The sequence below is a fragment of the Lentzea albida genome (assembly GCF_900111005.1).
GTDB lineage: Bacteria > Actinomycetota > Actinomycetes > Mycobacteriales > Pseudonocardiaceae > Lentzea > Lentzea albida.
Genome location: NZ_FOFV01000006.1, coordinates 333,130 through 355,727, shown reverse-complemented (window position 1 = coordinate 355,727; position 22,598 = coordinate 333,130). Strand labels below are relative to the sequence as shown.

General features: G+C 69.7%; 24 protein-coding genes. 17 read left to right on the top strand and 7 right to left on the bottom strand.

What is annotated here, in order from left to right:
* Positions 1 to 7: 7 nt before the first annotated feature.
* A complete protein-coding gene (locus BMY74_RS46830) occupies positions 8 to 826 on the top strand; it encodes a serine/threonine-protein kinase (protein ID WP_342717294.1) in 819 nt (272 codons plus the stop codon).
* A gap of 755 nt (positions 827 to 1,581) precedes the next feature.
* Here the strand turns inward: BMY74_RS46830 and BMY74_RS18560 are convergent.
* Both BMY74_RS18560 and BMY74_RS18555 read right to left on the bottom strand, forming a co-directional pair.
* Positions 1,582 to 1,968, bottom strand: a complete 387-nt coding sequence (locus BMY74_RS18560; protein ID WP_218159662.1) for a winged helix-turn-helix transcriptional regulator — start codon at positions 1,966 to 1,968, stop codon at positions 1,582 to 1,584.
* Between the two features lie 97 nt (positions 1,969 to 2,065).
* Positions 2,066 to 2,323: a DUF2631 domain-containing protein gene (locus BMY74_RS18555; protein WP_089917754.1), complete on the bottom strand. Its 258-nt coding sequence runs from the start codon at positions 2,321 to 2,323 to the stop codon at positions 2,066 to 2,068.
* Positions 2,324 to 2,478: 155 nt separating this feature from the next.
* Here BMY74_RS18555 and BMY74_RS18550 point away from each other — a divergent pair, with 155 nt between their 5' ends.
* Both BMY74_RS18550 and BMY74_RS18545 read left to right on the top strand, forming a co-directional pair.
* Positions 2,479 to 3,618, top strand: a complete 1,140-nt coding sequence (locus tag BMY74_RS18550; protein WP_089917526.1) for an ABC transporter ATP-binding protein — start codon at positions 2,479 to 2,481, stop codon at positions 3,616 to 3,618.
* A complete protein-coding gene (locus tag BMY74_RS18545; RefSeq protein WP_089917523.1) occupies positions 3,611 to 4,741 on the top strand; it encodes a polyamine ABC transporter substrate-binding protein in 1,131 nt (376 codons plus the stop codon). Before BMY74_RS18550 ends, BMY74_RS18545 begins: the two co-directional genes overlap by 8 nt.
* On the opposite strand, the gene BMY74_RS18540 is transcribed toward BMY74_RS18545, so the two are convergent.
* Both BMY74_RS18540 and BMY74_RS18535 read right to left on the bottom strand, forming a co-directional pair.
* On the bottom strand, positions 4,728 to 5,840 hold the full coding sequence (locus BMY74_RS18540; RefSeq protein ID WP_143091614.1) for a cytochrome P450: 1,113 nt from the start codon (positions 5,838 to 5,840) through the stop codon (positions 4,728 to 4,730). The genes BMY74_RS18545 and BMY74_RS18540 overlap by 14 nt on opposite strands.
* Positions 5,815 to 6,354: a TetR/AcrR family transcriptional regulator gene (locus BMY74_RS18535; RefSeq protein ID WP_089917519.1), complete on the bottom strand. Its 540-nt coding sequence runs from the start codon at positions 6,352 to 6,354 to the stop codon at positions 5,815 to 5,817. The genes BMY74_RS18540 and BMY74_RS18535 overlap by 26 nt, the downstream gene beginning before the upstream one ends.
* Positions 6,355 to 6,409: 55 nt before the next feature.
* Here BMY74_RS18535 and BMY74_RS18530 point away from each other — a divergent pair, with 55 nt between their 5' ends.
* The 3 genes from BMY74_RS18530 to BMY74_RS18520 all read left to right on the top strand — a co-directional run bounded on the left by BMY74_RS18530 (position 6,410) and on the right by BMY74_RS18520 (position 8,973).
* Positions 6,410 to 7,249, top strand: a complete 840-nt coding sequence (locus BMY74_RS18530; RefSeq protein WP_245786209.1) for an ABC transporter permease — start codon at positions 6,410 to 6,412, stop codon at positions 7,247 to 7,249.
* Entirely contained in the window at positions 7,246 to 8,052 is an 807-nt protein-coding gene (locus BMY74_RS18525) for an ABC transporter permease (RefSeq protein ID WP_089917516.1), read from the top strand. Before BMY74_RS18530 ends, BMY74_RS18525 begins: the two co-directional genes overlap by 4 nt.
* An 84-nt stretch (positions 8,053 to 8,136) precedes the next feature.
* Positions 8,137 to 8,973, top strand: coding sequence for an ArsR/SmtB family transcription factor (locus tag BMY74_RS18520; protein WP_089917514.1), 837 nt, complete (start codon positions 8,137 to 8,139; stop codon positions 8,971 to 8,973).
* Positions 8,974 to 9,042: 69 nt separating this feature from the next.
* Here BMY74_RS18520 and BMY74_RS18515 read toward each other — a convergent pair whose 3' ends face one another.
* On the bottom strand, positions 9,043 to 9,507 hold the full coding sequence (locus BMY74_RS18515; RefSeq protein ID WP_143091613.1) for a hypothetical protein: 465 nt from the start codon (positions 9,505 to 9,507) through the stop codon (positions 9,043 to 9,045).
* Positions 9,508 to 9,692: 185 nt separating this feature from the next.
* Here BMY74_RS18515 and BMY74_RS18510 point away from each other — a divergent pair, with 185 nt between their 5' ends.
* Both BMY74_RS18510 and BMY74_RS18505 read left to right on the top strand, forming a co-directional pair.
* Positions 9,693 to 11,297 carry a sensor histidine kinase gene (locus BMY74_RS18510; protein ID WP_143091612.1) on the top strand — a complete coding sequence of 535 codons (1,605 nt, stop codon included), beginning with the start codon at positions 9,693 to 9,695 and terminating at the stop codon, positions 11,295 to 11,297.
* Positions 11,294 to 11,944 (top strand): response regulator, encoded by a 651-nt coding sequence (locus BMY74_RS18505; RefSeq protein ID WP_089917510.1) that lies wholly within the window; start codon positions 11,294 to 11,296, stop codon positions 11,942 to 11,944. Before BMY74_RS18510 ends, BMY74_RS18505 begins: the two co-directional genes overlap by 4 nt.
* 292 nt (positions 11,945 to 12,236) lie before the next feature.
* On the opposite strand, the gene BMY74_RS18500 is transcribed toward BMY74_RS18505, so the two are convergent.
* Positions 12,237 to 12,503 carry a GlsB/YeaQ/YmgE family stress response membrane protein gene (locus BMY74_RS18500; protein WP_089917507.1) on the bottom strand — a complete coding sequence of 89 codons (267 nt, stop codon included), beginning with the start codon at positions 12,501 to 12,503 and terminating at the stop codon, positions 12,237 to 12,239.
* A 136-nt stretch (positions 12,504 to 12,639) separates the two neighbouring features.
* Between BMY74_RS18500 and dxr the strand changes: the two genes are divergently transcribed.
* The 7 genes from dxr to map all read left to right on the top strand — a co-directional run bounded on the left by dxr (position 12,640) and on the right by map (position 20,323).
* Positions 12,640 to 13,770, top strand: coding sequence for a 1-deoxy-D-xylulose-5-phosphate reductoisomerase (gene dxr / locus BMY74_RS18495; RefSeq protein ID WP_089917506.1), 1,131 nt, complete (start codon positions 12,640 to 12,642; stop codon positions 13,768 to 13,770).
* A 7-nt stretch (positions 13,771 to 13,777) separates the two neighbouring features.
* A complete protein-coding gene (locus BMY74_RS18490; RefSeq protein ID WP_245786208.1) occupies positions 13,778 to 14,989 on the top strand; it encodes a M50 family metallopeptidase in 1,212 nt (403 codons plus the stop codon).
* Positions 14,990 to 15,039: 50 nt separating this feature from the next.
* A complete protein-coding gene (gene ispG / locus BMY74_RS18485; RefSeq protein WP_089917747.1) occupies positions 15,040 to 16,170 on the top strand; it encodes a flavodoxin-dependent (E)-4-hydroxy-3-methylbut-2-enyl-diphosphate synthase in 1,131 nt (376 codons plus the stop codon).
* A gap of 119 nt (positions 16,171 to 16,289) precedes the next feature.
* Positions 16,290 to 17,141, top strand: a complete 852-nt coding sequence (locus tag BMY74_RS18480) for a GNAT family N-acetyltransferase (protein ID WP_089917504.1) — start codon at positions 16,290 to 16,292, stop codon at positions 17,139 to 17,141.
* A gap of 18 nt (positions 17,142 to 17,159) precedes the next feature.
* Positions 17,160 to 18,950, top strand: a complete 1,791-nt coding sequence (locus BMY74_RS18475; RefSeq protein WP_089917502.1) for a penicillin-binding transpeptidase domain-containing protein — start codon at positions 17,160 to 17,162, stop codon at positions 18,948 to 18,950.
* Positions 18,950 to 19,072 (top strand): hypothetical protein, encoded by a 123-nt coding sequence (locus BMY74_RS46660; protein WP_281244984.1) that lies wholly within the window; start codon positions 18,950 to 18,952, stop codon positions 19,070 to 19,072. Before BMY74_RS18475 ends, BMY74_RS46660 begins: the two co-directional genes overlap by 1 nt.
* Positions 19,073 to 19,465: 393 nt before the next feature.
* Positions 19,466 to 20,323 (top strand): type I methionyl aminopeptidase, encoded by an 858-nt coding sequence (map, locus tag BMY74_RS18470; protein WP_089917500.1) that lies wholly within the window; start codon positions 19,466 to 19,468, stop codon positions 20,321 to 20,323.
* 3 nt (positions 20,324 to 20,326) lie between these two features.
* On the opposite strand, the gene BMY74_RS18465 is transcribed toward map, so the two are convergent.
* A complete protein-coding gene (locus BMY74_RS18465) occupies positions 20,327 to 20,809 on the bottom strand; it encodes a MarR family winged helix-turn-helix transcriptional regulator (RefSeq protein WP_089917499.1) in 483 nt (160 codons plus the stop codon).
* Between the two features lie 117 nt (positions 20,810 to 20,926).
* On the opposite strand from BMY74_RS18465, the gene BMY74_RS18460 reads away from it, so the two are divergent.
* Together BMY74_RS18460 and BMY74_RS18455 are read left to right on the top strand one after the other, a co-directional pair.
* Positions 20,927 to 21,949, top strand: a complete 1,023-nt coding sequence (locus BMY74_RS18460; protein WP_177229804.1) for a putative quinol monooxygenase — start codon at positions 20,927 to 20,929, stop codon at positions 21,947 to 21,949.
* Between the two features lie 8 nt (positions 21,950 to 21,957).
* Entirely contained in the window at positions 21,958 to 22,593 is a 636-nt protein-coding gene (locus BMY74_RS18455; RefSeq protein WP_089917745.1) for a class I SAM-dependent methyltransferase, read from the top strand.
* Positions 22,594 to 22,598 lie beyond the last annotated feature (5 nt).

Sequence of the window (22,598 nt, the reverse complement as noted above, 5' to 3'; positions counted from 1 at the left end):
CGGCGTCGTGGGGGACGAGACGAGGCTGGTCGCGGGCAGGTACGCGACGATCAGAGAGCTGGGCCGCGGCGGCATGGGGGTCGTCTGGCTCGCCGAGGACAGGGTGATCGGCCGGCAGGTCGCGCTCAAGGAGCTGCGGACCACCGAGACCGAGCGGGTGCTGCGCGAAGCCCGCACGGCAGGGCGCCTGAACAGCCCGAACGTCGTCGGCATCTACGACGTCATCGTCGAGCACGGCGTGACGTACCTGGTCATGGAGCTCGTCGAGGCGCCGACGCTGTCCGAGGTCATGGCCCGCAGGAGCCTCACCGAGGACGAGGTCGCGAACATCGGCCTGCAGACGCTCAACGCGCTGGAGGCGGCGCACGCGGCGGGCATCGTGCACCGGGACGTCAAGCCCAGCAACATCATGGTGCTGCCCGACGGGCGCGTGAAGCTCGCCGACTTCGGCATCGCCCGCGCGATGGACGACCCGGGCCTGACGGCGACCGGCGGCATCATGGGCTCGCCCGGTTACATGGCGCCGGAGCTGTTCGCGGGCAAGCAGCCCTCACCGGCGAGCGACCTGTGGGCGTTGGGCGCCACCATGTTCCACGCCGTCGAGACCGTTCACCGTTCCAACGGGACACGACCGCGGCCACCATGCACGCGATCATGTACGAGCAGCCGGTCCTCCAGCGGACCAGGGGCCCGCTCGCCGACACGGTCATGGCGTTGCTGGCCCAGGACGACACGCGCCGGCTCACGGCCGCCCAGCTGCGGGAACGGCTCAGCGGCGCCACCACGACGGTCAAGCCGCTGTCGCCGTCGGAGCAGACCGTGGTGATCGAGCCGGTCACGAGCTTCGTCGCGCCGAACACGCCCACGCACGCGGACTGGGACGAGAAACCGAAGTCCCGCAAGAAGGTCGGGCTGTTCGCCGGTGCCGCGGCGGTGGTCGTGGTGGTCGCGCTCGCGGCCGTGTTCCTGATCAAGCCGGACACGCGGCAGGGCGAGGCGGCCGCGGCGCAGCAGGGCCTGGCCTCCGAACAGCCGTCCTCCACGACGAGCAGCGCGCCCTCCAGCACGGCGGTGAGCAGCAGCAGCGCCGCCCCGAGCAGCAGCAGCGCGGCGCCGTCGTCCACTCAGACCTCGAAGTCCGTGCAGGCGACGCAGCCGGGCCAGCCCCCGCAGCAGACGACGCCACCGGCGCCCCCTCGCGAAAGCCTCGCGTTCTCCCGCTACCGCAACGGGAACGGCTGGCACTACAGCGGAACGCCGAACATCGCCGTCCCGCCCGGCTTCGCGGTCGAGAACACCGGTGGCCTGGGCAAGCTGCTCGCGAAGCAGGAGCCGAACACCAAACCGCTCTACAGCTGCGTCATCAACAACTCCGAGGACCGGATGACCTCCTCCTCGGCGACCTGCGAGGGGCAGACCCGCTACGGCGGCGTTCTCGGCTACGTCTTCACCGCGAAGCCCGCCGACGTGAAGACCCTGCCGCTCTACCGCTGCAACCTGGGCGGGCACCACTTCGACTCGGTGGTGGAGAACTGCGAGGGCTACAAGCAGGAGTTCCTGCAGGGGTGGGTCCTCGCCTGATCAGCGGGCCGTGGCGGGCTCCGCGCCGACCGGCTCGGCCTTGTCGAACGTCTCCCGCGCCTCGGCCACGGTCTCGTAGTTCCGCTGCGCCCACGACCGCAGCGCGGCCAGCGGCTCGGTGACGCTTCGCCCCAGTTCGGTCAGCTCGTACTCGACGCGCAACGGCACCGAGGGGTAGACCGTGCGCGTGACGAGCCCATCGCGCTCCAGCGTGCGCAACGTCTGGGTGAGCATCTTCTGGCTGATGCCCTCCAGCCGCTTCTTCAGCTCGCTGAACCGCCGCGGCCCGTCCTCCAGATCGCCGATCACCAGCGCGGTCCACCTCGACGCGACCATGTCCAGCAGGCCGCGGCAGGGGCACTCCTTGCTGTAAACGTTCCTGATCACCCCTGGTTTCTACCAGAGACCAGGTCTCCAGGGGCGTCAGAAACGGCTCATGCCCCGGATGCGGTGGACCGCATTCGGGGCATGAGCGGAAGGCTGATCAGCTGCGCCAGGGCTTCTTGCGGCGCGCGGCGTCCCACAGCAGCAGTGCGATGATCGAGACACCGGAGGCGACGAGCCAGATGTTCTCGGTCTGACCGTGGTGGTTGCCGATCAGCATCAGGAAGCAGAAGATCGCGGAGAGCCAGCCGGCGATGCGCGTGCCCTTGGGCAGCTGGCCGTGCCAGCCCCACTCGTGCGACGGCTCCTCGTGAGGGTCGACGGCAGGACGCTTGTCCAGTTCCGAGGACGAAGCCACGGTTTCCTCCACTGCTCATCCGGATTACGAGGTCATCGTCGCACATGTGGGTGGGCACGGATGTGTGAGGTCGCGCGCGCACGCCTTACGAGCCAGGTCGGGCGGGTTACGCTCTGGGCGGCCCCACCCGTTCGACCTTGCGAAGGCGCCTCGACTTGACCGGCTTCTCCCCCGCCGAGGCCTCCACCCCGGACACGTTCGCCCCCGTCGAGATCGGTCTCCACGGCGTGCGCAAGCGCTTCTCCGACCAGGTGGCGGTCGACGGCGTGTCGCTGAACGTCCACGAGGGCGAGTTCTTCTCGGTGCTCGGCCCGTCGGGCTGCGGCAAGACCACGGTGCTGCGCATGATCGCCGGGTTCGCCGACCCCGACGAGGGCCGCATCGAGCTCGACGGCAACGACATGGTGGGCGTCCCTCCCTACCGGCGCGACGTCAACACCGTCTTCCAGTCGTACGCGCTGTTCCCGCACATGTCGGTGTGGGACAACGTCGCGTACGGCCTCAAGCGCAAGAAGGTCCGCGGCGCCGAGTTGAAGAAGCGCGTCGGCGAGCACCTCGAACTCGTGCGGCTCTCGCAGTTCGCGAAGCGCAGGCCCGCCCAGCTCTCCGGCGGTCAGCAGCAGCGCGTGGCCATCGCCCGTGCGCTCGCCGCCGGTCCCCGGCTGCTCCTGCTCGACGAACCGCTCGGCGCACTCGACGCCAAGCTCCGCAAGGAGCTGCAGATGGAGCTGATGCGCATCCAGCGCGAGGTCGGCACGACGTTCCTCTACGTCACGCACGACCAGGAGGAGGCGCTGGTCCTCTCGCACCGCGTCGCCGTCATGAACGCGGGCAGGATCGAGCAGGTCGGCTACCCCGAGGACGTCTACGAACGGCCCGCGACCCGGTTCGTCGCCGGGTTCATCGGCACGTCCAACATCCTCGACGCCAGGGTGTCCGGTGTGGACGGTGGGATGGTGTCGCTCGACGCTCCCGGCGCCACGAACCTGCGTGCCGGGTTCTCCGGCGCGGTGGGCCACGGCAGGGAGGTCGCCGCGACGGTGCGCCCGGAGAAGGTGCATCTGTTCGACGAGACCGCCGAGCCGCCGACGGGCTGGTGCGTGCTCCGGGGCGTCGTCCAGGACGTCGTCTACACCGGCGTCTCGACGCAGTTCGTGGTCGAGACGCCCGCGGGCGTGCTCACGGCGTTCGTGCAGAACGCCCGCCGCATCGACGACGCGGGCGCGCCTGGCCAGGCCGTGCGGATGGCGTGGGACCCCGAGTTCACCGTGCTGCTGGAGCCGGGCGATGGGTGAGCTCAGGATCGCCCGGCTGTGGGACGTCGACAGCCCTCGGGTGACCCGGCGCACGATGCTGGGCTCGATGGCGTTCTTCGCCCTGGCGGCCTGCGCGGTCGGTCCGGCGCCCACGGACTCCGGCGGTGCGAGCGCGGCCAAGGCCGCGAACCTGGCCGACGAGCCGAAGCTCAACTTCTACAACTGGACCGACTACATCGCGCCGGAGACGTTGCCGGGCTTCAGCTCGATCAGCGGCATCGAGGTCACGTACGACAACTTCTCCACCAACGACGAGATGGAAGCCAAGATCGCGTCCGGTCAGGCCGGCTACGACCTCGTGGTGCCGAGCGACAACTTCCTGCGCCGGTTCCTGCGGTCCGGCCTGCTGCAGCCGCTCGACCACGACGCGATCCCGAACCTGCGCAACCTGGAACCGAGGTTCGCCGAGGCCGAGTACGACCCCGGCAACCGGTTCTCCGTGCCGTGGGCCTGGGGCACGACGGGGCTGGCGTACTCGAAGTCGCAGATCGGCGGCGAGGTGACGAGCTTCGACGCCTTCGACCTGCCGGACGCCCGGGGGCGCAGCTCGATCCTCGACGAGGCCCGCGACGGCATGGCGATCGGGCTGCTGAAGCTCGGCCACGACCCGAACACCACGGATCCGAAGCAGATCGACGACGCCGCGAACTTCCTGCTGTCGCTGAAGAAGAAGCTCGGCCAGATCACCTCGGACGTGATCGAACCGCTCACCTCGGGCCAGGTGCGGCTCGCGCAGGCGTACTCCGGTGACGCGTTCCAGGCCAGCGACACCAACGACGACATCGGCTACGCCATCCCGAGCGAGGGTGGACTGTCCTATGTGGACCTCCTGGTCATCCCGAAGGACGCGCCGCACGCCGCGAACGCGCACCGGTTCATCGACTTCGTCCTCGGTGCGGAGGCGGGGGCGGCGCTGTCCAACGCCGTCCGCTACGGCAGCCCCAACGCCGCCGCGAAGCCGTTGATCGACAAGGAGCTGCTGAACGACCCGGTGGTCTACCCGCCGGACGACCAGCTCGCGAAGCTCCCGTTCACCAAGGACCTCGGCGGCGACGCCGAAGCGCTCTACGCGGACGCCTGGACGAAGGTCAAGACCGGCTGACCGGCATAGACCTCATGCCGCGGATCACCACCGAGTCGCGGAACTCGATCGGGCCGGTCTGCCGGAGATCGGGCATCCGGCGGGCGAGCGCGCGCAACGCCACGTCGCCCTCCATGCGCGCGAGCGTCGCGCCCAGGCAGTAGTGGATGCCGCTGGAGAACGCGAGGTGCTCCGGCTTGTGCACGCGCATCACGTCGAACTTGTGCGCCTCCGGGTACACCTCGGGGTCGCGGTTCGCCGCGCCGATCAGCACGGTGATCCACTCGTCCTTGGCGATCCGGTCGACGTCCTCGTGCGCGATGCGGCTGGTCAGCTGCACCGGCGGCGCCCACCGCAGGGTCTCCTCGACGACCGCGGGCGCGAGCTCGGGGTTCGCCTTGAACAGCTTCCACTGCGCGGGGTGGTCGAGCAGCGCCCGCGTGGCGTTGCCGATGAGGTTCACCGTGGTCTCGAAGCCCGCGACCAGCAGCAACACCAGCGTGCCGACCATCTCCTGCGCGGTGAGCTTCTGCTCCGCCTCCGCGGCGACGAGCGAGCTGATCACGTCGTCACCGGGTGTCCGGCGGCGTTGCGCGATGAGCCGGTCGAACAACGCGAGCACCTTGTCGTGGGCGTTCGCCATCTCCGGCGTGACACCCGAGTCGAACGACGCGGCGACGAGCGCGCCGTAGTCGGCGAACTCGGCGGTGTCGGAGTCGGGGATGCCGAGCAGGTCGCTGATCACCGAGATCGGCAGCGGCGCCGCGAAGTCCGCGATCAGGTCGAACTCGTCCCGGTCGAGCAGGGCGTCGGCGACCTTCTCGACCCGCGCCCGGTACTCGTCGATCTTCTTCGGGCTGAACGCCGGCATCGCGAGCCTGCGCAGCCGCGTGTGGTCCGGCGGGTCGAGCTCCAGGAACGAGTCGGGCAGCAGGCTGCCGTTGGCCGGGGAGCTGCCGTCGGCGAGCCGGACGCCGAACCGGCGGTCACGAAGGACCTTGTTGGCGATCGTGTGGCTCGTGGTGATCCACATTCCGTTGTCGGTCGTCAGCGGGCCGTGCGCGCGCAGCCGTTCGTAGATCGGATGCGGGTCTTCATGCCCGGTCAGTTGCTCCAGCACCTGCTACCCCCTCGAACACAGTGGTGAGCACGAACCGGGGAGCGTCCAGCGGCGCGAGACGGCCGTCGCTGATCGCCTCCCAGGCGTTGAAGAGCCCGGCGTAGAGGGTCTGGAGGATCCACCACGCGGGCAGGTCGCGGCGCAGCGTCGTGCCCTGCAGCCGGGTGATCAGGTCGAGCACGGGCCGGTCCATCTCGCGGATGCGGGCCGCCAGTTCCTCGTCGCGTTCGAGGCCGGGGAAGCGGAGCAGGAACTCCACCCGCGGGCCCAGCGCGACCAGCCGGGTGACCAGGTCCTCGAGTGCTCCGTCGGCGTCGAAGTCGACCTGGCGCGCGACCGAGTAGATGAGGTCGAGCGCGTCGCTCGCGACCGCGCGGACCAGCGCCGCGCGGGTGGGGAAGCGATTGTGGAGTGTGGTCCTCCCGACACCGGCCGCCCGCGCGACGTCGCTGAGGGACGCCGTCGGGTCCTTGAGCAGCACGGACGTCGCCGTCTGCAGCAGGTGAACACTCATGTTCACAACGGTACACGAATGTTCGCGGCCGTGTCGGGTGGCAGGATGTGCGCTCGTGTTCCGACGCTGGCTGAAGGCCAACGCCCTCCTCGCCCCGACCGGGGTCTGGCTGGGGTTCTTCCTGATCGCGCCGCTCGTCGTGGTCGTCGAGTTCAGCTTCGCGACGCGGCACACCGGTGTCGCCCGCGCGGTGCTGCCGTGGACGGTCCAGGCGTACCGGACGGCGCTGGACCCGGCGTTCCTGCCGATCTTCGGGCGGACCCTGCTCTACGCCGGCGCGACCACGCTCGCGTGCCTGCTGCTCGGCTTCCCGCTGGCGTGGTTCATCGCGCGGTACGGCGGGCGCTACCGGACGGCGCTGCTCGCGGCCGTGCTGATCCCGTTCTGGTCGAGCTACCTCGCGCGGATCTACGCGTGGAAGGCGTTGCTGGACGGCGAGGGGCTCGTGAACACCGTGTTCGGGTGGGTCGGACTGGACCGCGACGGCGGATTCCTGCTGACCGACGGCGCCGTGGTGCTCGGTCTGACGTACGGCTTCCTGCCGTTCATGGTGCTGCCTCTGTACGTGGCGTGCGAACGGTTCGACATGCGGCTCGTGGAGGCGTCGTACGACCTCGGCCACGGCCGTGTGTCGACGTTCTTCCGAGTGGTGCTGCCTGGGGTGATGAGCGGTGTGCTGGCCGGGTCGTTGCTGGTCCTGGTGCCCGCGGCGGGTGACTTCGTGACGCCGAAGCTGCTCGGCGGCGTGGACCAGTCGACGTTCGGGTCGGTGATCGACGACCAGTTCCGCGGCGGCAACAACTGGCCCCTCGGCTCGGCGATGGCGGTGCTGCTGCTTGTGCTGGTGGTGTTCGTGCTGGTCCTGCGCGGACGGCGTGGGGAGGACGTGCTGTGAACCGTCGTCCGTGGGTGCTCGGTGTCGTGGTGGCCCTCGTGTTCCTGTTCTTGTACGCGCCGATCGCGTGGCTCGCCATCGCGTCGTTCAACTCGTCGCGGTCGTTGTCGCGCATCAGCGGGTTCTCGCTGCAGTGGTACGCGGAACTCGCTGACGACACACGGGTTTTCGCGTCGTTGCAGCTGACACTGCAACTGGCGCTGGCGTCGGCGGTGATCTCGACGGTGATCGGGACGCTGGCCGCTTTCGGCCTGCGCAGGGCGTTTCCCGGCCGTGCTCTGTGGACGGTGCTGCTGTCGCTGCCGCTCGTGGTGCCCGAGGTCGTGATGGGCGTGGCGATGCTCGGCTTCTTCGTCAAGCTCGCCGGTGTGCCGCTGGGGTTCGGGGCGCTGCTGTGCGCGCACGTGGCGTTCTCGCTGAGCTTCGTGGTCGTCGTGGTGCGGTCGCGGGTGTCCGGGATGGACGTGCGGATGGAGGAGGCCGCGGCCGACCTCGGGGCGTCGCCGTTCGTGGCGTTCCGGACCGTGACGCTGCCGCTCGTGGCGCCCGCGGTGGCGGCGGGTGCGGCGTTCGCGTTCTTGCTGTCGTTCGACGACGTGGTGATCTCGTCGTACCTGACCGGTGTCGGCTCGACGACGTTGCCGGTGTTCGTCTACGCGCAGGCGTCGAAGCGCGGGATCTCGCCGGAGGTCGTGGCGCTGTCGACGTTGATGGTGACGGCGACGGCACTGCTGTTGATCATCGGTGTCGTGTTCGCGTCGTGGCGTGCGCGCAGGGCCGGATCCGTCGCACGGCTGGCCTAACTTCTGGCCGGGGCTGTATCTCCGCTCCTGCGCGCACGACTTCTCTCACGGAGGCCATCGGCAGTTCCTTGGGGGAGGAAAGTCGTGCCGCAGCTGCGCATCCACTTCACCGACCGCGACATCGCGCTCACGCGGTTGAAGCTGGAGACCGACCTGATGTGGGAGACCATCAGCAGCGCCCTGGTCCTGGGGAGACGAGAGGACGACCCGTGTTTCGGCCCGTGGCGCCGCCGCGTGCGCGAGCTCGCCGCACGCGACCCGGACCTGCGAAGGGCGGTGCACACCGTGCTGGCGGTGGCGCCCCACTGGCCTGACGACCTCGTCGCGGCCGGGCCCGCCGCTCTCCGGCGGCTGCGCCGGGCGTTGTCCGTCTACCGCCGGTGCGTGATCGAGCCGCACCTGCCGGTCATCGAGCACGGGCTGTGCGCCGACGCGGCGGCCAGGATCCACCAGTACCTGAACCGCGGTCCGGAAGGGCTGCTGAGCACGCTCGGCGCCGCCACCCGGTGGCATCCGCCGGTGCTGTCCGTGGACCACGCGCACGGCCGCGACCTGCACCTCGGCGGACGGGGTCTCACGGTGATCCCCTGCTATTTCGCCGCGCACCACCTGGTCGCGCCGGCTCACCCGGCGCTGGTGTTCCCGATCCGGGCCGAGGTCCGCCTGCTGGCCGGTGAGCGGGCGGCCGGGTGCCGGCTGACCGCGTTGCTGGGCGCCACCAGGGCGTCGATCCTGAGGTCCGTGGTCGGCGGGAGCACCACCGGCAGGCTGGCGAAGCTGGTGGGCGTCGCCCCCGCCACGGTGAGCCACCACACGGGTGTCCTGCGCGAGGCGGGCCTCATCGCCACCGAGCGGGAGGAGAACTTCGCCCGTCACCTGATCACCCCGCTGGGGCTGCGGGTGCTCGGCGCGGGGCGGTGAACGCGGCCGGGGCCGTCACGGCGCGCGTCCACTTCGGACGGTGCCGGACGGCCCCAGGTGGTCACCCGGTCACCAGCAGGTGTTCCCGGTGACCCACTTGTGGGAGCGGATCAGCACGTTCGGGAAGTTCGGTGCCTCCGCGCCGCGGGCCACCCAGTAGGCGACGCTGCCGCTGTAGTTCGCCCCGGGGTACAGGCACACCCTGGTGTAGGACGTGCTGACACCGGCGTTCTCGACCGCTCGCACCGCGCGCGTTCCCGACCACGAGCACCGGACGTCCCCGCCCTGCCAGTCGGGGTCGGCGACACCCCAGCCGCAGCGGCTGCTGCTGCCGTCGCCGACCGGCCACGCGCACATGTTGCCGCTACCGCACGACAGGGCCTGGGCCGAGACGTCGGGCTGTGCCGGCGCCCCCACCTCCGCGGGACCGCTCAGGTTGACCTCGACCGGCTTCGCCACCGACGCCGACGCCGTCCCCAGCAGCGTCATCAGAGCCAGAGCGGCGGCGAACAGAACACACAACGCTTTTCTCATCTTTCCCCCTGAGATCGATGTGCAGGGGGCGGAGTCTGCCGAGGCGGTCGCGAGCGGGGAGGGTTCTTCGAACCTCGTCGAACGGGTTCCACGCGACCTGGATGACCGCGACATCAACTTTCGTCGCGGGAAATCGATACTCCAGCGTGCCGCGCGGACATGGGACGTCTCGTTAACTTGAGAGCGTGATTACTGCTGTGCGCACCAGGGCGGAGGTGTTCCGCGCCGACACCCTGGCGCGGCTGCGCGGGCTGACCGTGGTGCGGCTCGTCGGCGACCTGATCGTGCTGGTCGCGGCGCTCCTGCTGGACGTGTGGCCGGGGCCGTGGGCCGAGACGAAGGCGTCGGGCTGGACGCTCGCCGGGATCTTCGCGGTCTACGTCGTCCTGCTGCCGTTGCGGCACCTGCTGCCCGCGACGGCGATGATCGGCGGCGCGGCGCTGACGTTCCTCGGGCCCGCGGCGATGGTGGTGCTGAGCTACACGGCGGGCCGCCGGATCGAGTCGTGGGTCAAGGCGGTGGTGTCGACGACGATCACGTTCGTCGTCGTGGTGCTGCTGTGGGACTGGGACGCGCGCCCGCTCGACATCGAGCCCGTCTACGGGATGCTCATCCTGATCACGATCTTCGGCGTGGGCGTGGCGCTGCCGTTCCTCGTCGGGCGGTACCTGGCGCAGCGCGAGGCGCTGGTGCTCGCCATGCAGGAACGCGAGGCCCGCATGCGCGGCGAGCACAAGATGCTGTCGCGGCAGGTCCGCCTGCGCGAGCGCAGCCGCATCGCCCAGGACATGCACGACAGCCTCGGCCACCGGCTGTCGCTGATCTCGGTGCACGCCGGCGCGCTGGCTTTGGACCCGTCGCTGGGGGAGAAGCAGCGCGAGGCGATCGGGGTGCTGCGCTCGGCGGCGTTGACCGGCATGGGGGAGTTGCGGGCGATCATCGGCGTCCTACGGGCCGAGGACGGCCCCGACGACGACCCGGCGACACGCACCGCGGAGTCCATCGACTCGTTGGTCGCCGACGCGCGCAAGGCAGGCGTTCTGGTCAGTCTGGTGCGCGGCGGACAGGCACACCCGTTGCCGTCACGCGTCTCTCACGCCGCCTATCGCGTCGCACAGGAGGGCCTGACCAACGCCGCCAAGCACGCGCCAGGCGCAGCCGTGCAGGTGACGGTGAAGTACGAGCCGGACGCCCTCGTCGTGGAGGTGCGCAACAACCCGTCACGCGCCGGTTCGCCGGCCGGTGCACCGGGTGTGGGCCTGATCGGCCTCACCGAACGAGTCCGCGTCGCCGGCGGCATCCTGCACGTCGGCGCACTCCCGTCCGGTGGCTTCCGCATCGCCGCCGTGCTGCCCTACGAGGAGACCGCGCTCCCCGACGAGCCCGAGGACGAGCAGGACGAGGCGGAATCGCCGCGCGGCATCCGCAAGTGGGCGGGGGTCGGCTCGATCGCGGGCGCGACCCTGGTGCTGACGATCATCATCGGCGGCTTCACCTTCCTCGGCGCCCAGCCGGTGACCGAGGTGGTGTCGCAGGAGAACCTGGACCGCATCCAGGAGGGCCAGCCCGAGGCCGACGTCCTCGCGCTCCTCCCGGCGGGCGACGAACCCCTGGTGGCCGACGGCGAACGCAAGTCGCAGGCGTCCCCCGAACCACCGGGCGCCCGGTGCGTCTACCACATCACCGACGAGCAGTCGTACCTCGCGAAGGGCACCAGGGTGGTGCGTTTCTGCTTCCGAGACGGCAAGCTGGTCGAGAAGAAGATCCACGTGCAGAGGACAGGTCAATGATCCGGGTGCTCATCGCCGACGACGAGCCGCTGATGCGCGCGGGCATCAAGGCCATCCTCGGCACCGCCGACGACATCGAGCTCGTCGCGGAGGCGGGCGACGGCCGCGAGGCGGTGCAGATCGTCCGCGAGCGCCGGGTCGACGTGGCGGTGCTCGACATCCGCATGCCCCGCATGGACGGCCTGGCGTGCGCGAAGGAACTGCGGGTCGTGGCACCTTCGGTGCGGGTCGTGATGCTGACGACGTTCGGCGAGGACGACAACATCGTGCGCGCGTTGTCCGACGGCGCCGCTGGATTTCTGCTGAAGGACTCCGCGCCCGAGGAGCTGCTGCGCGCCGTGCGCGCGGTGCACAACGGCGAGGCGTACCTGTCGCCGATGGTCACGTCCCGCGTGGTCGGCATGGTGGCGACGTCCGGCCAGCCGAAGCGGCAGGAGGCGCAGAAGGCCGTCGAGGGCCTGACCGACCGCGAGGTGGAGGTGCTCGCGCTGCTCGGGCAGGGGATGTCGAACGCCGACGTGGGCGCGAAGCTGCACATGTCGGAGGCGACCGTGAAGACGTACGTGTCGCGCCTGCTGGCGAAGCTGGGCCTGACGAACCGCGTGCAGGCGGCCCTGCTGGCCCGCGACGCGGGCATCGCGACCTGAGGCCGGGGATGCCTGGAGTGACCGGCGCCGCGCAGCTCCAGCAACACTGGCGTGCCCGCTGACCGTTGGCGTCGCCGAAGGTCAGCCATGCCCACAGCCGCGAGTTCGCGCTGGTCGTCCGGTCGCCCCTTCGTCGTGATTCGGCGAAGCCCAATCGCGGCGAAGCGGCGGCCGGACGACCAGCTCCCCGGCGAACTCGCCGCCGCGGCGGAGCCGCGGCAAAAAACACAGCCGCGACCAAAAAACAGGGCCGTTCGAGTGTCACCCGAACGGCCCCAAACGTCTGAAGCGGCTAAGCGTGGCTCCGCCGACCCGTGACCAGCCGGTAGATGCCCAGCAGGATCAGCGCTCCGACAATGGCCAGCAGCCACGTCCGAATCTCGAAGAACGAGCCGAGGTCGGTCCCGAAGACGGCAGATCCGATGAATCCGCCCAGGATCGCGCCAACGATGCCGATCAGCATCGTGATGATGATTCCGCCCGGGTCTTTGCCCGGCATGATCGCCTTGGCGATGGCTCCGGCCAGCAGGCCGAGCACGATCCATCCGAGGATGCCCACCGAGAGTCTCCTTCCAACGACTTGACGCCGCTGGAATGCCCTCGATCTGGCGACTTCACACCTCCAAAACCACTCCGTTATCAAAGTAACGGGCTGTGCCGAGGCTCTCAGGCACTCTCCGGAACAATGAGGGGCGATGAGTACTCCACGCACTGTCCTGATCCTGGGGTCGACCGGCTCGGTCGGCACCCAGGCGCTCGACGTCATCCGGCGCAACCGCGACCGCTTCCAGGTCGTCGGGCTCGGCGCGGGCGGGCGTCAGCTGGACCTGCTCAAGGAGCAGGCAGCAGAGTTCGACGTCCCCGCGGTCGCCGTCGCGAACGGTGCCGACGTGCCCGGTGTCAGGACGCTGACCAGCATGGTCGACCTGATCGAGGCGTGTCCGGCGGACGTCGTCCTCAACGGCATGGACGGGTCCAGGGGGCTGGAGCCGTCGCTCAAGGCCCTCGAGACCGGGGCCACGCTCGCCCTCGCGAACAAGGAGTCGCTCATCGCGGGCGGGCCGCTCGTGCTGGGGGCGGCGAAGCCCGGTCAGATCGTGCCGGTCGACTCCGAGCACTCGGCGCTCGCGCAATGCCTTCGCGGTGGCACCGAGAACGAAGTGCACAAACTGGTTCTCACGGCATCCGGCGGGCCTTTTCGGGGCAAAAGCCGCAAAGAGCTCGAAGCGGTCACCGTGCAGCAGGCCATGGCGCACCCGACGTGGTCGATGGGGCAGGTCGTCACCATCAACTCGGCGAACCTCGTCAACAAGGGGCTCGAGCTGATCGAGGCGCACCTGCTGTTCGGGGTCCCCTACGACCGGGTCGACGTCGTGGTCCATCCTCAGTCCATCATTCACTCGATGGTCACCTTCACGGACGGCTCGACGCTCGCGCAGGCGTCGCCTCCGGACATGCGGCTGCCGATCTCGCTCGGGCTGGGGTGGCCCGAACGCGTCGCGGGTGCCGCGCCCGCCTGTACCTTTGACACCGCCACCTCGTGGACGTTCGAACCGCTGGACAGCGTCACGTTCCCGGCGGTCGAGCTCGCGCGGCAGGCCGGCACCACCGGTGGTTGCCATCCTGCGATCTACAACGCCGCGAACGAGGAGGCGCTCGCCTCCTTCGTCGCCGGCCACACGTCGTTCCTGTCGATCGTGGACACCATCGGCCAGGTTCTCGGCGAGGCGAACGAATGGGTGAACGACCCCGCGGACGTCGCGGAGGTCATGGCCGCCGAGGACTGGGCACGCGCACGTGCCCGCGAGCTGGTTGGAAGGAACTGAACTTCTCGTGAACACATTCATCAACATCCTCGGGGTGCTGTTGTTCGCGTTCGGCATCGCGGTGTCCATCGCGCTGCACGAGTTCGGGCACCTGCTGACCGCCAAGGCCTTCGGCATGAAGGTCACCCGCTACTTCATCGGCTTCGGCCCGAAGCTCTTCTCGTTCCGCAAGGGCGAGACCGAGTACGGCCTGAAGGCGATCCCGGCCGGTGGGTTCTGCGAGATCACCGGCATGACGGCGCTCGACGAGGTGCACCCCGACGACCGCAAGCGCGCCTTCTACAACCAGAAGGTGTGGAAGCGCGTCGTCGTGCTGTCCGCCGGCTCCATCACGCACTTCATCCTCGGCTTCATCATCCTGTTGATCCTCGCGATGTCCCTCGGCCTGCCGAACAACAAGGACCTGCCGGTCCTCGCCGAGATCACGCCCTGCGTGCAGGACCACACCGTCGGCCTCACCGCGCCCTGCCAGCCCGGCGCCCCGGCCCCGGCCAAGGACGCGGGCCTGCAGCCCGGTGACGAGGTCACGGCCATCGCCGGCAAGCCGATCTCGACGTGGTCGGAGATGCTCAAGGTCACCCGCGACCTGAAGGGCCCGACCGAGTTCAAGGTGCTGCGCGACGGCAAGGAGCTCGCCCTCACGGTGAACGTGCCGCAGGTCACCCGCGAGGTGCTCGACGGCAAGGGCGGCCGCGAGGTCAAGGAGGTCGGCGCCATCGGCGTCACCTGGCAGCAGAACTTCGAGTACAGCCCGCTCGCCGCGGTGCCCGCCTCCATCGCGTTCACCGGCGACATGTTCGTGAACACCTGGAAGGGCCTCATGCGCTTCCCGGAGCGCATCCCGGCCGTGGTCAAGGCCATCGGCGGCGGCGAGCGCGACCTGGACACGCCCATCTCGGTGGTGGGTGCGTCACGGCTGGGTGGTGACGCGGCCGAACGCGGTCTGTGGGCGTTCTTCATCCTTATGCTCGCAGGCCTGAACTTCTTCGTCGGTGTGTTCAACCTCCTGCCCCTGCTGCCGCTTGACGGTGGTCACATCGCCGTCAACCTCTACGAACGGGTGCGAGACTGGGTGAGGAAGCTGCGCGGGAAGCCCGCCGGCGCCCCGGTCAACTACATGCGCCTGTTGCCGCTCACCTACGTGGTCATCTTCATCGGCGGCGCCATCACGCTGCTGACCGTGACCGCCGACATCGTCAACCCGATCAGGTTGCAATAAGTGATCCACGGAAAGGTGCACAACCCATGAGTGACGGCGTGATGCTCGGAATGCCGGCACTGCCGCCGCCGGTGCTGTCGGAGCGACGCAAGACCAGGCAGCTGATGGTCGGCAACGTCGGTGTCGGCAGCGAGTTCCCCGTCTCCGTCCAGTCGATGACGACGACCCTCACGTCGGACGTCAACGCGACGTTGCAGCAGATCGCGGAACTCACCGCGGCCGGCTGCGACATCGTCCGGGTCGCCTGCCCCTCGCAGGACGACGCGGACGCGCTGCCGGCGATCGCCCGCAAGTCCCAGATCCCGGTGATCGCCGACATCCACTTCCAGCCGAAGTACGTCTTCGCCGCCATCGAGGCCGGCTGTGCCGCTGTCCGGGTCAACCCGGGCAACATCCGCAAGTTCGACGACCAGGTCAAGGAGATCGCGGCCGCCGCGAAGGACCACGGCACCCCGATCCGGATCGGCGTCAACGCCGGTTCGCTCGACCCGCGCCTGCTCGCCAAGTACGGCAAGGCCACGCCCGAGGCGCTGGCCGAGTCGGCGATGTGGGAGGCGTCGCTCTTCGCCGAGCACGACTTCCACGACATCAAGATCTCCGTCAAGCACAACGACCCGGTCGTGATGGTGCGGGCGTACGAGCTGCTGGCCGAGCAGTGCGACTACCCGCTGCACCTGGGCGTGACCGAGGCCGGTCCCGCGTTCCAGGGCACCATCAAGTCGGCCGTCGCGTTCGGCGCGCTGCTGCGCCAGGGCATCGGCGACACCATCCGGGTGTCGCTGTCGGCCCCGCCGGTCGAGGAGATCAAGGTCGGCCACCAGATCCTCCAGTCGCTCAACCTGCGCCCGCGCAAGCTGGAGATCGTGTCCTGCCCGTCGTGCGGCCGCGCCCAGGTGGACGTGTACACGCTCGCCGAGCAGGTCACGGCCGGTCTGGAGGGCATGGAGGTGCCGTTGCGCGTCGCCGTCATGGGCTGCGTCGTGAACGGCCCCGGCGAGGCCCGCGAGGCCGACCTGGGTGTCGCGTCCGGCAACGGCAAGGGCCAGATCTTCGTCAAGGGCAAGGTCATCAAGACCGTGCCCGAGCACGCGATCGTCGAGACCCTCATCGAGGAGGCCATGCGCCTCGCCGAGGAGATGGAGCCGGTCGAGGGCGGCGCGCCCGCCGTCACCGTCGGCTGATAACCAGCAACGACGTGAGGGGCGTCTCTCGTTCTGAGAGGCGCCCCTCACCGTGTGTCCAGGCACAGGGCACTGTTGGCTGATGTCGAACACACGGTCCATCTGGCACGCTAGGTGACGTGCTGAGGCTGTCCGGAGCGCGCGTGCTGGACGAACGCGACCTGATCGACGTACGCGGGGTCTTCGAGACGGACCCCGTTGCCGCGTGCATGGTCGCCGCGAGGGTCGAAGTCGCCGGCCTCGACCCGTGGCGGCTGGGCGGTGAGATGTGGGGCTCGGACTCCAAGCCGGTCAGGGGCAAGGTCGACGGCCTCTGCTTCTCCGGCCCGAACCTGATCCCGCTCAAGGGCAGCGCCGCGGCGATGCGCATGTTCGCCGACCGCGCCCGGCGCCGTGGCCGCATGTGTTCCAGCCTCGTCGGCCCGGCCGAGCAGGTCCTGACGCTGTGGGACGAGCTGCAGCCGGACTGGGGCCCTGCGCGTGAGGTCCGCGCCGACCAGCCGCTGATGGCCCTCTCGACGGCCCCGAAGATCACCCCGGACCCGATGGTCCGCCAGGTCCGTCCCAGCGAGCTGAACCGCTACCTGCCCGCCGCCATCTCGATGTTCATCGAGGAGGTCGGCATCGATCCGTGCGCCGAGGACGGCGGCGCGGGCTACCGGGCGCGGGTGAGCGAGCTGATCGCCGCGGGCAGGGCGTTCGCGAGGTTCGAGCACGGCGAGGTCGTGTTCAAGGCCGAGATCGGCGCGATGTCGTCGAAGGTCGGCCAGATCCAGGGCGTCTGGGTGCGCCCCGACCGCCGGGGAGAAGGCATCGGAACAGCGGGAACGGCGGCGGTCGCGGACCGGCTGACCCGCGTTCTCAACCGCACGGCGAGCCTCTACGTGAACGGCTACAACCACGTCGCGCAGGCCGCCTACCGCCGGATCGGTTTCGAACAAGTCGGGCAATACGCCACCGTCCTCTTCTGACCGGGCATACTCGCGCGGGTGCGCCTTCTCGCGACGATCACGGTGGTCCTGGTGACGGTGAGCGGCTGTGGGCTGTTCGAATCGGAACCGGGGGCACCCGAGATCACCAACGAATTCCTGGCGAAGCTCGCGTCCGGTGACGTGCAGGGTGCCGCCGGGATGACCGACAACCCGACCGACGCCAAGGAGACCCTGGACAAGTTCCGGGCAGCGCTCAAGCCGGAGGGCCTGACCAGCAAGGTCGACCAGATCCGCAAGAACGGCGAGCTCGCGTCCGAGGCGTCCGTCACGCTCGACTGGAACCTCGGCAAGAACCGCCACTGGACGTACCCGACCAAGTTCGACGTGCGCCAGGAGGGCGACACGTGGAAGGTGCACTGGGCGTCGTCGGTGGCCCACCCGAAGCTCGCGCCGCAGCAGTCGGTCAAGCTCACCGAGCTCACCCCGGACCCGGCGCCGGTGCTCGACCGCGACGGCACGCCGTTGCTCGCCCCCGAACGCGTCGTGTCGGTGCTGCTCGTCGCGAAGGAGGCCGGTGACGTCGCCGCGGTCACCAAGACCCTCGCCGAGGCGTTGAACCCGATCGACAAGGCCATCACCCAGCAGACGATCACCGACGGCGTCGCCAAGACGCCCGAGGGCCAGGCCTACCAGGTGGCGGCGCTGCGCGACCCCGACTACCAGACGGTGAAGCCGAAGATCTACGAACTGCCCGGTGTGCGGTTCAGCGCGCAGACCTCGCTGCTCGCGCCGAGCCGCACGTTCGGCTCCCAGGTGCTGCCCGCGGTGCGCAAGCTCATGGAGAACGAGATCGCCGGCAACGCGGGCTTCCGCGTCAGCACGGTCGACGCGCAGGGCGCCGAGGTCGAGGAACTGCACTCGAAGGCCGCCGAACCGGCCAAGGCCGTGAACACCGCGCTGTCGAGGATCGTCCAGGCCGCTGCCGAGGACGCCGTCGAGCCGGTGAAGGAACCCACGATCCTGGTGGCGCTGCAACCGTCCACCGGCGACATCCTGGCCGTCGCCCAGAACGACCCGGCCGACGCCCAGGGAGCCCTGGCCCTGACCGGCCGCTTCCCACCGGGCTCCACGATGAAGGCCGTCTCGGCACTCGCCGTGATCCAGTCCGGCAAGGTCACCGCCGACACCCCGGTCCCGTGCCCCGGCAAGACCACCATCGACGGCCGCCGGATCGTGCCGAACTCGAGCGAGTTCGACAAGGGCACGATCCCGCTGCACTCGGCGTTCGCGTTCTCCTGCAACACCACCTTCGCGCAACTCGCCGTGGACATGACCCCGGAGATGCTGCCGAACGCGGCGCTGTCGCTGGGCCTCGGCGTCGACTTCGACATCGCGGGCCTCACCACGATCACCGGCTCCGTCCCGCCCGCGACCGACGTCGTGGAACGCGCGGAGGACTCGTTCGGCCAGGGCAAGGTGCTGGCCTCGCCGTTCGGCATGGCGCTGGTAGGCGCGTCCATCGCGAAGGGCTCGATGCCGGTGCCGCAACTGGTGCGCGGCAAGGAGACCAAAGCGGACAAGCAGCCCACCGCACCGCCCGCCGCCGCTCTGGAGCCGGTGCGCGCGATGATGCGCGAGGTCGTCGAGAACGGCACTGCACCGCAACTCAAGCCGTACGGGGACGTGCGCGGCAAGACTGGTACCGCGCAGTTCGGTGACGGCGTGCACTCACACGGGTGGTTCATGGGTTATCGGGGCGATCTCGCGTTCGCGACCCTGGTGCTCAGCGGAGAGACTTCGACTCCAGCCGTGGACGTGGCGGCGAGGTTCCTGAAGGCGGTGCCGTGATGAGCAGGACCAAGGATCTGACGGTGCGGGAGCGGCTGGTTCGGGCGGGGATCCTGTTGCCGGCGCCGCGGCAGCCGGAGCCGGGGGAGATGCGGGACGAGCCACGCAGGGGTGAGGGCTGACCGCAGTGGGGTCAGGCTGAGGTGGGCCGTGCGCGCGTAGGCGCCGGGTTGTGGTGGGGCGTGTGAGGCGGAGGCCGCCGTGTGGGCCGTGGTGAACCGTGCGCGCGTGGGCGCCCGCTTAGCCGTGACGGGTTGTGCGCGTGGGCGGCGAGTTGTGGTGGCGCGCGTGTGGGTGCGAAGCCTGCCGCGCGTGCCGCGGTGAACCGTGCGCGCGTGGGGTGCCCGAGGTGGCTGCCTGAGCTGTGGCGGGTCGTGCGCGCGTGGGCGCTCGCCTAGCCGTGACGGGCTGTGCGCGCGTGGGTGCCCACCTCAGCCGTGCACAGCCGTGCGCGCACACCCCACCCAAGGACCACACTCCGGGCCCCACGCGCGTGCAAGGCTAATCTGGGAACCATGGCTGTTCGTGCTGTGCTGCAACCCGGTGTGCAATCCCCGCGTCGTCAGGTGCCGTCGCGCATCGTGCGTCCCGAGTACGTGGACAAGCCCGCGCCGCAGAAGAGCACCGACCCGTGGGTGCAGCCGCCCGAGGTCATCGAGGCCATGCGGGTGGCCGGGCGCCTCGCCGCGCAGGCGTTGCAGGAGGCCGGCAAGGTCGTCGTGCCGGGTGTGACGACGGACGAGATCGACGCTGTGGCGCACGAGTTCCTGTGCGACAACGGCGCGTACCCGTCGACGCTCGGGTACCGGGGGTTCCCGAAGTCGTGCTGCACCTCGCTGAACGAGGTCATCTGCCACGGCATCCCGGACAGCACGGTCGTCGAGGACGGCGACATCGTGAACATCGACGTCACGGCCTTCATCGGTGGCGTGCACGGCGACACGAACGCGACGTTCCTCGCGGGCAACGTCTCCGAGGAGGCCAAGCTCCTCGTCGAGCGGACGCACGAGGCGACGATGCGCGCCATCAAGGCCGTGAAGCCCGGTCGTGAGCTGAACGTCGTCGGTCGCGTCATCGAGGCGTACGCCAAGAGGTTCGGGTACGGCGTAGTGCGTGACTTCACGGGGCACGGCATCGGCCGCACGTTCCACAGCGGACTCGTGGTCCTGCACTACGACGAGCCGTCGGTGAAGACGGTGCTGGAGCCCGGCATGACGTTCACGATCGAGCCGATGATCACGCTCGGCGAGTTCGAGGGCGAGATGTGGGACGACGGCTGGACCGTCACCACGCGGGACAAGAGCTGGACCGCTCAGTTCGAGCACACGATCGTGGTGACCGAGACGGGCTCGGAGATCCTCACGGTCTGCTGACCGTCACGGGCGGGACGCGATGGCCGTGAGTGCCTCGGCTAGGACGTGCAGGCTCTCGCGGGGCACTCGGTCGAGGACGTGCTGGCGGGCGATGTCGCTGTAGTGCGCCTTCGCCCGCTGTACCTCGGTCACGCCGGCCGGGGTCAGTGAGGCGAGCGCCGAACGGCCGTCCTCCTCGTCGCGGCGGCGCTCGCACCAGCCGCGACCCTCCATCGCGAGCGCCACCCGGCTCACCCGGCTGATCGACAGGCCGGTGCTGGTGGCGAGATCGCTCATGCGCAGCGTCTGGTCCTGCGCCTCGTACAGCACGTGCAGCACCGAGAACTCGGTCATCGTGAGGCCGGTCGACCGCATCATGGCGTCGTCGAGCTGGCGGGGCAGCCGTTGCACGACCCTGCCCAGCGCGCGCCACATCGCCTGTTCCTCCAGGGTCAGCGTGCCGCGGTCCTGAGCAGTGCCGTCGATGCCGGACGAAGTGTGAGCCATGCGCTCATTCTGCTGGGGGAGCGCCCTGAAGGGAAATTGTTTGCGCGCGCGAGCAAATGAAGCTACGGTCGGAGACGTGATCGCGGACGAGCGATTCCCCAGATGAAGGAGATCCCCATGACCACCGAAACCGCGCCGCGTGGCGATGTGCTGACCGTCCGTCCGAACGTGCCGGTCATCACGGTGATCGAGCGCTTCGCCGGCGCCACGAGCACTGAGTCGGGCACCTCGTCCCGGCCGCGCCGGCCTGCCGGACGGCCCGAGGACGTCGTCCGGAACCCGGACGTCGTGCGCGCCGGTGAGCTGCTGCCGTCCGTGCTGAAGAGCCGCGACGGGTTCGTCGCCGCGTTGCTGCTGGCCGGTCTCGACGGCGAGTTCGTGGTGTACAGCCAGTGGCGTGCCGAGGGCGAACCGCCGGAGCAGGTGCCCGCCGAGTGGTCCGTCGCCGATCAGCTCGAGGGCTTCGAACCGGTCGACAAGCGCACGTACGCCGTGGACTTCAGCGCTCCCGCCGACCTCACCCGGTTCTCGGTGCGGGACACGCCGCTCGCGCACTTCGGCGTCTTCTCGGTGAACCCGGACGACCAGGAGCGGATGCTGGAGCTCGCGAGGAAGCACGCGCCCGACTCCCTCGGCACGCCCGGACTGCTCGGGGTCAACTTCCACCGCAGTCTCGACGGCGGCCAGGTGGTCAACCTCGGTGCCTGGACCACCTTCGGAGGCTTCGACGAGCTGCTCGGCCGGGCCGGCTTCCGCGACGAGGAGGTGTACTGGCAGGACGTCGCCGAGTTCAGGCCGCACTTCTTCGCGGTCGTGGACGTCGTCGCGAGGACCGCGGGCGAACTGGCCATCTGGGCGACGCTGAAGGTCCTCCCCGGCAAGCAGGAGGAGGCGGAGAGGTTCTTCGCGTTCTCCAAGGAGGTCCTGGACGCCGAGCCGGGAACGACGAGCTTCTTCGCGGTGAAGGTCGACGACGAGACCTACGGGATCTTCGACACGTTCACCGACCAGGAGGCGCTCGACGTCCACATCGAGGGCGCGTCGGGCAAGAAGGCGGTCTTCGACCTCGTCGGCACCGTCTTCGCGGCCCCGCCCGTGATCACCGGCAGCGTGGTCCTCCAGCGCGGCGCCCGGAGCTGACCGTGCTGATGGACAAGGACTTCTACGACCAGGCCTACGCGTCGGGCGTGACCCCCTGGGTCATCGGCCGGCCGCAGCCCGCGATCGTCGAAGCCGAGGAGAAGGGCTGGTTCACCGGTCCCGTCCTCGACCTCGGGTGCGGCACGGGGGAGAACGCGCTCTTCCTCAGCCGCGCCGGGTACGAGGCGGTCGGGGTCGACATCGCGGAGGGCGCGATCGAGACGGCTCGTGCCAAGGCCGCGGCGGAGGACGTCGCGCCGTGGTTCGTGGTGGGTGACGTGCTGAGGCCGGCCGAACTGGAGCTCCCCGCGCGGCGGTGGGCCACCGTGCTCGACTGCGCGCTCTTCCACGTCTTCGACGCCGCCGGCCGCGCCGCCTACGTGCGGTCGCTCGCCGGACTCCTGGAACCGGGCGGGCACGTCGTCGTGCTGGCCATGTCGACCGACGGCCCGCACTTCGGCCCGGAGGTGGACGACGAGGTCGTCAGAGCCGCGTTCGCCGAGCCGGAGTGGTCGGTCGAGGAACTGCTGACCTCGGCGTTCCGGGGGCGGATCAGCCACGAGAGGGAGACCGGCATCACCGGTCTGCGGATCGGCGACCCGCTCGACGTGCCGGCCAGGCTCGCGCGCGTCCGCCGCCTGTGACGCCG

What these genes read in the sequence shown, in the direction of transcription:
- BMY74_RS18455 (WP_089917745.1), top strand. Translation starts at nt 21,958, where the DNA reads ATGGACAAGGACTTCTACGACCAGGCCTACGCGTCGGGCGTGACCCCC.
- BMY74_RS18535 (WP_089917519.1), bottom strand. Translation starts at nt 6,354, where the DNA reads ATGAGTGTTCACCTGCTGCAGACGGCGACGTCCGTGCTGCTCAAGGAC.
- ispG (WP_089917747.1), top strand. Translation starts at nt 15,040, where the DNA reads ATGCCGGCACTGCCGCCGCCGGTGCTGTCGGAGCGACGCAAGACCAGG.
- map (WP_089917500.1), top strand. Translation starts at nt 19,466, where the DNA reads ATGGCTGTTCGTGCTGTGCTGCAACCCGGTGTGCAATCCCCGCGTCGT.
- dxr (WP_089917506.1), top strand. Translation starts at nt 12,640, where the DNA reads ATGAGTACTCCACGCACTGTCCTGATCCTGGGGTCGACCGGCTCGGTC.
- BMY74_RS18505 (WP_089917510.1), top strand. Translation starts at nt 11,294, where the DNA reads ATGATCCGGGTGCTCATCGCCGACGACGAGCCGCTGATGCGCGCGGGC.
- BMY74_RS18460 (WP_177229804.1), top strand. Translation starts at nt 20,927, where the DNA reads ATGACCACCGAAACCGCGCCGCGTGGCGATGTGCTGACCGTCCGTCCG.
- BMY74_RS18515 (WP_143091613.1), bottom strand. Translation starts at nt 9,507, where the DNA reads ATGAGAAAAGCGTTGTGTGTTCTGTTCGCCGCCGCTCTGGCTCTGATG.
- BMY74_RS18465 (WP_089917499.1), bottom strand. Translation starts at nt 20,809, where the DNA reads ATGGCTCACACTTCGTCCGGCATCGACGGCACTGCTCAGGACCGCGGC.
- BMY74_RS18545 (WP_089917523.1), top strand. Translation starts at nt 3,611, where the DNA reads ATGGGTGAGCTCAGGATCGCCCGGCTGTGGGACGTCGACAGCCCTCGG.
- BMY74_RS46660 (WP_281244984.1), top strand. Translation starts at nt 18,950, where the DNA reads ATGAGCAGGACCAAGGATCTGACGGTGCGGGAGCGGCTGGTTCGGGCG.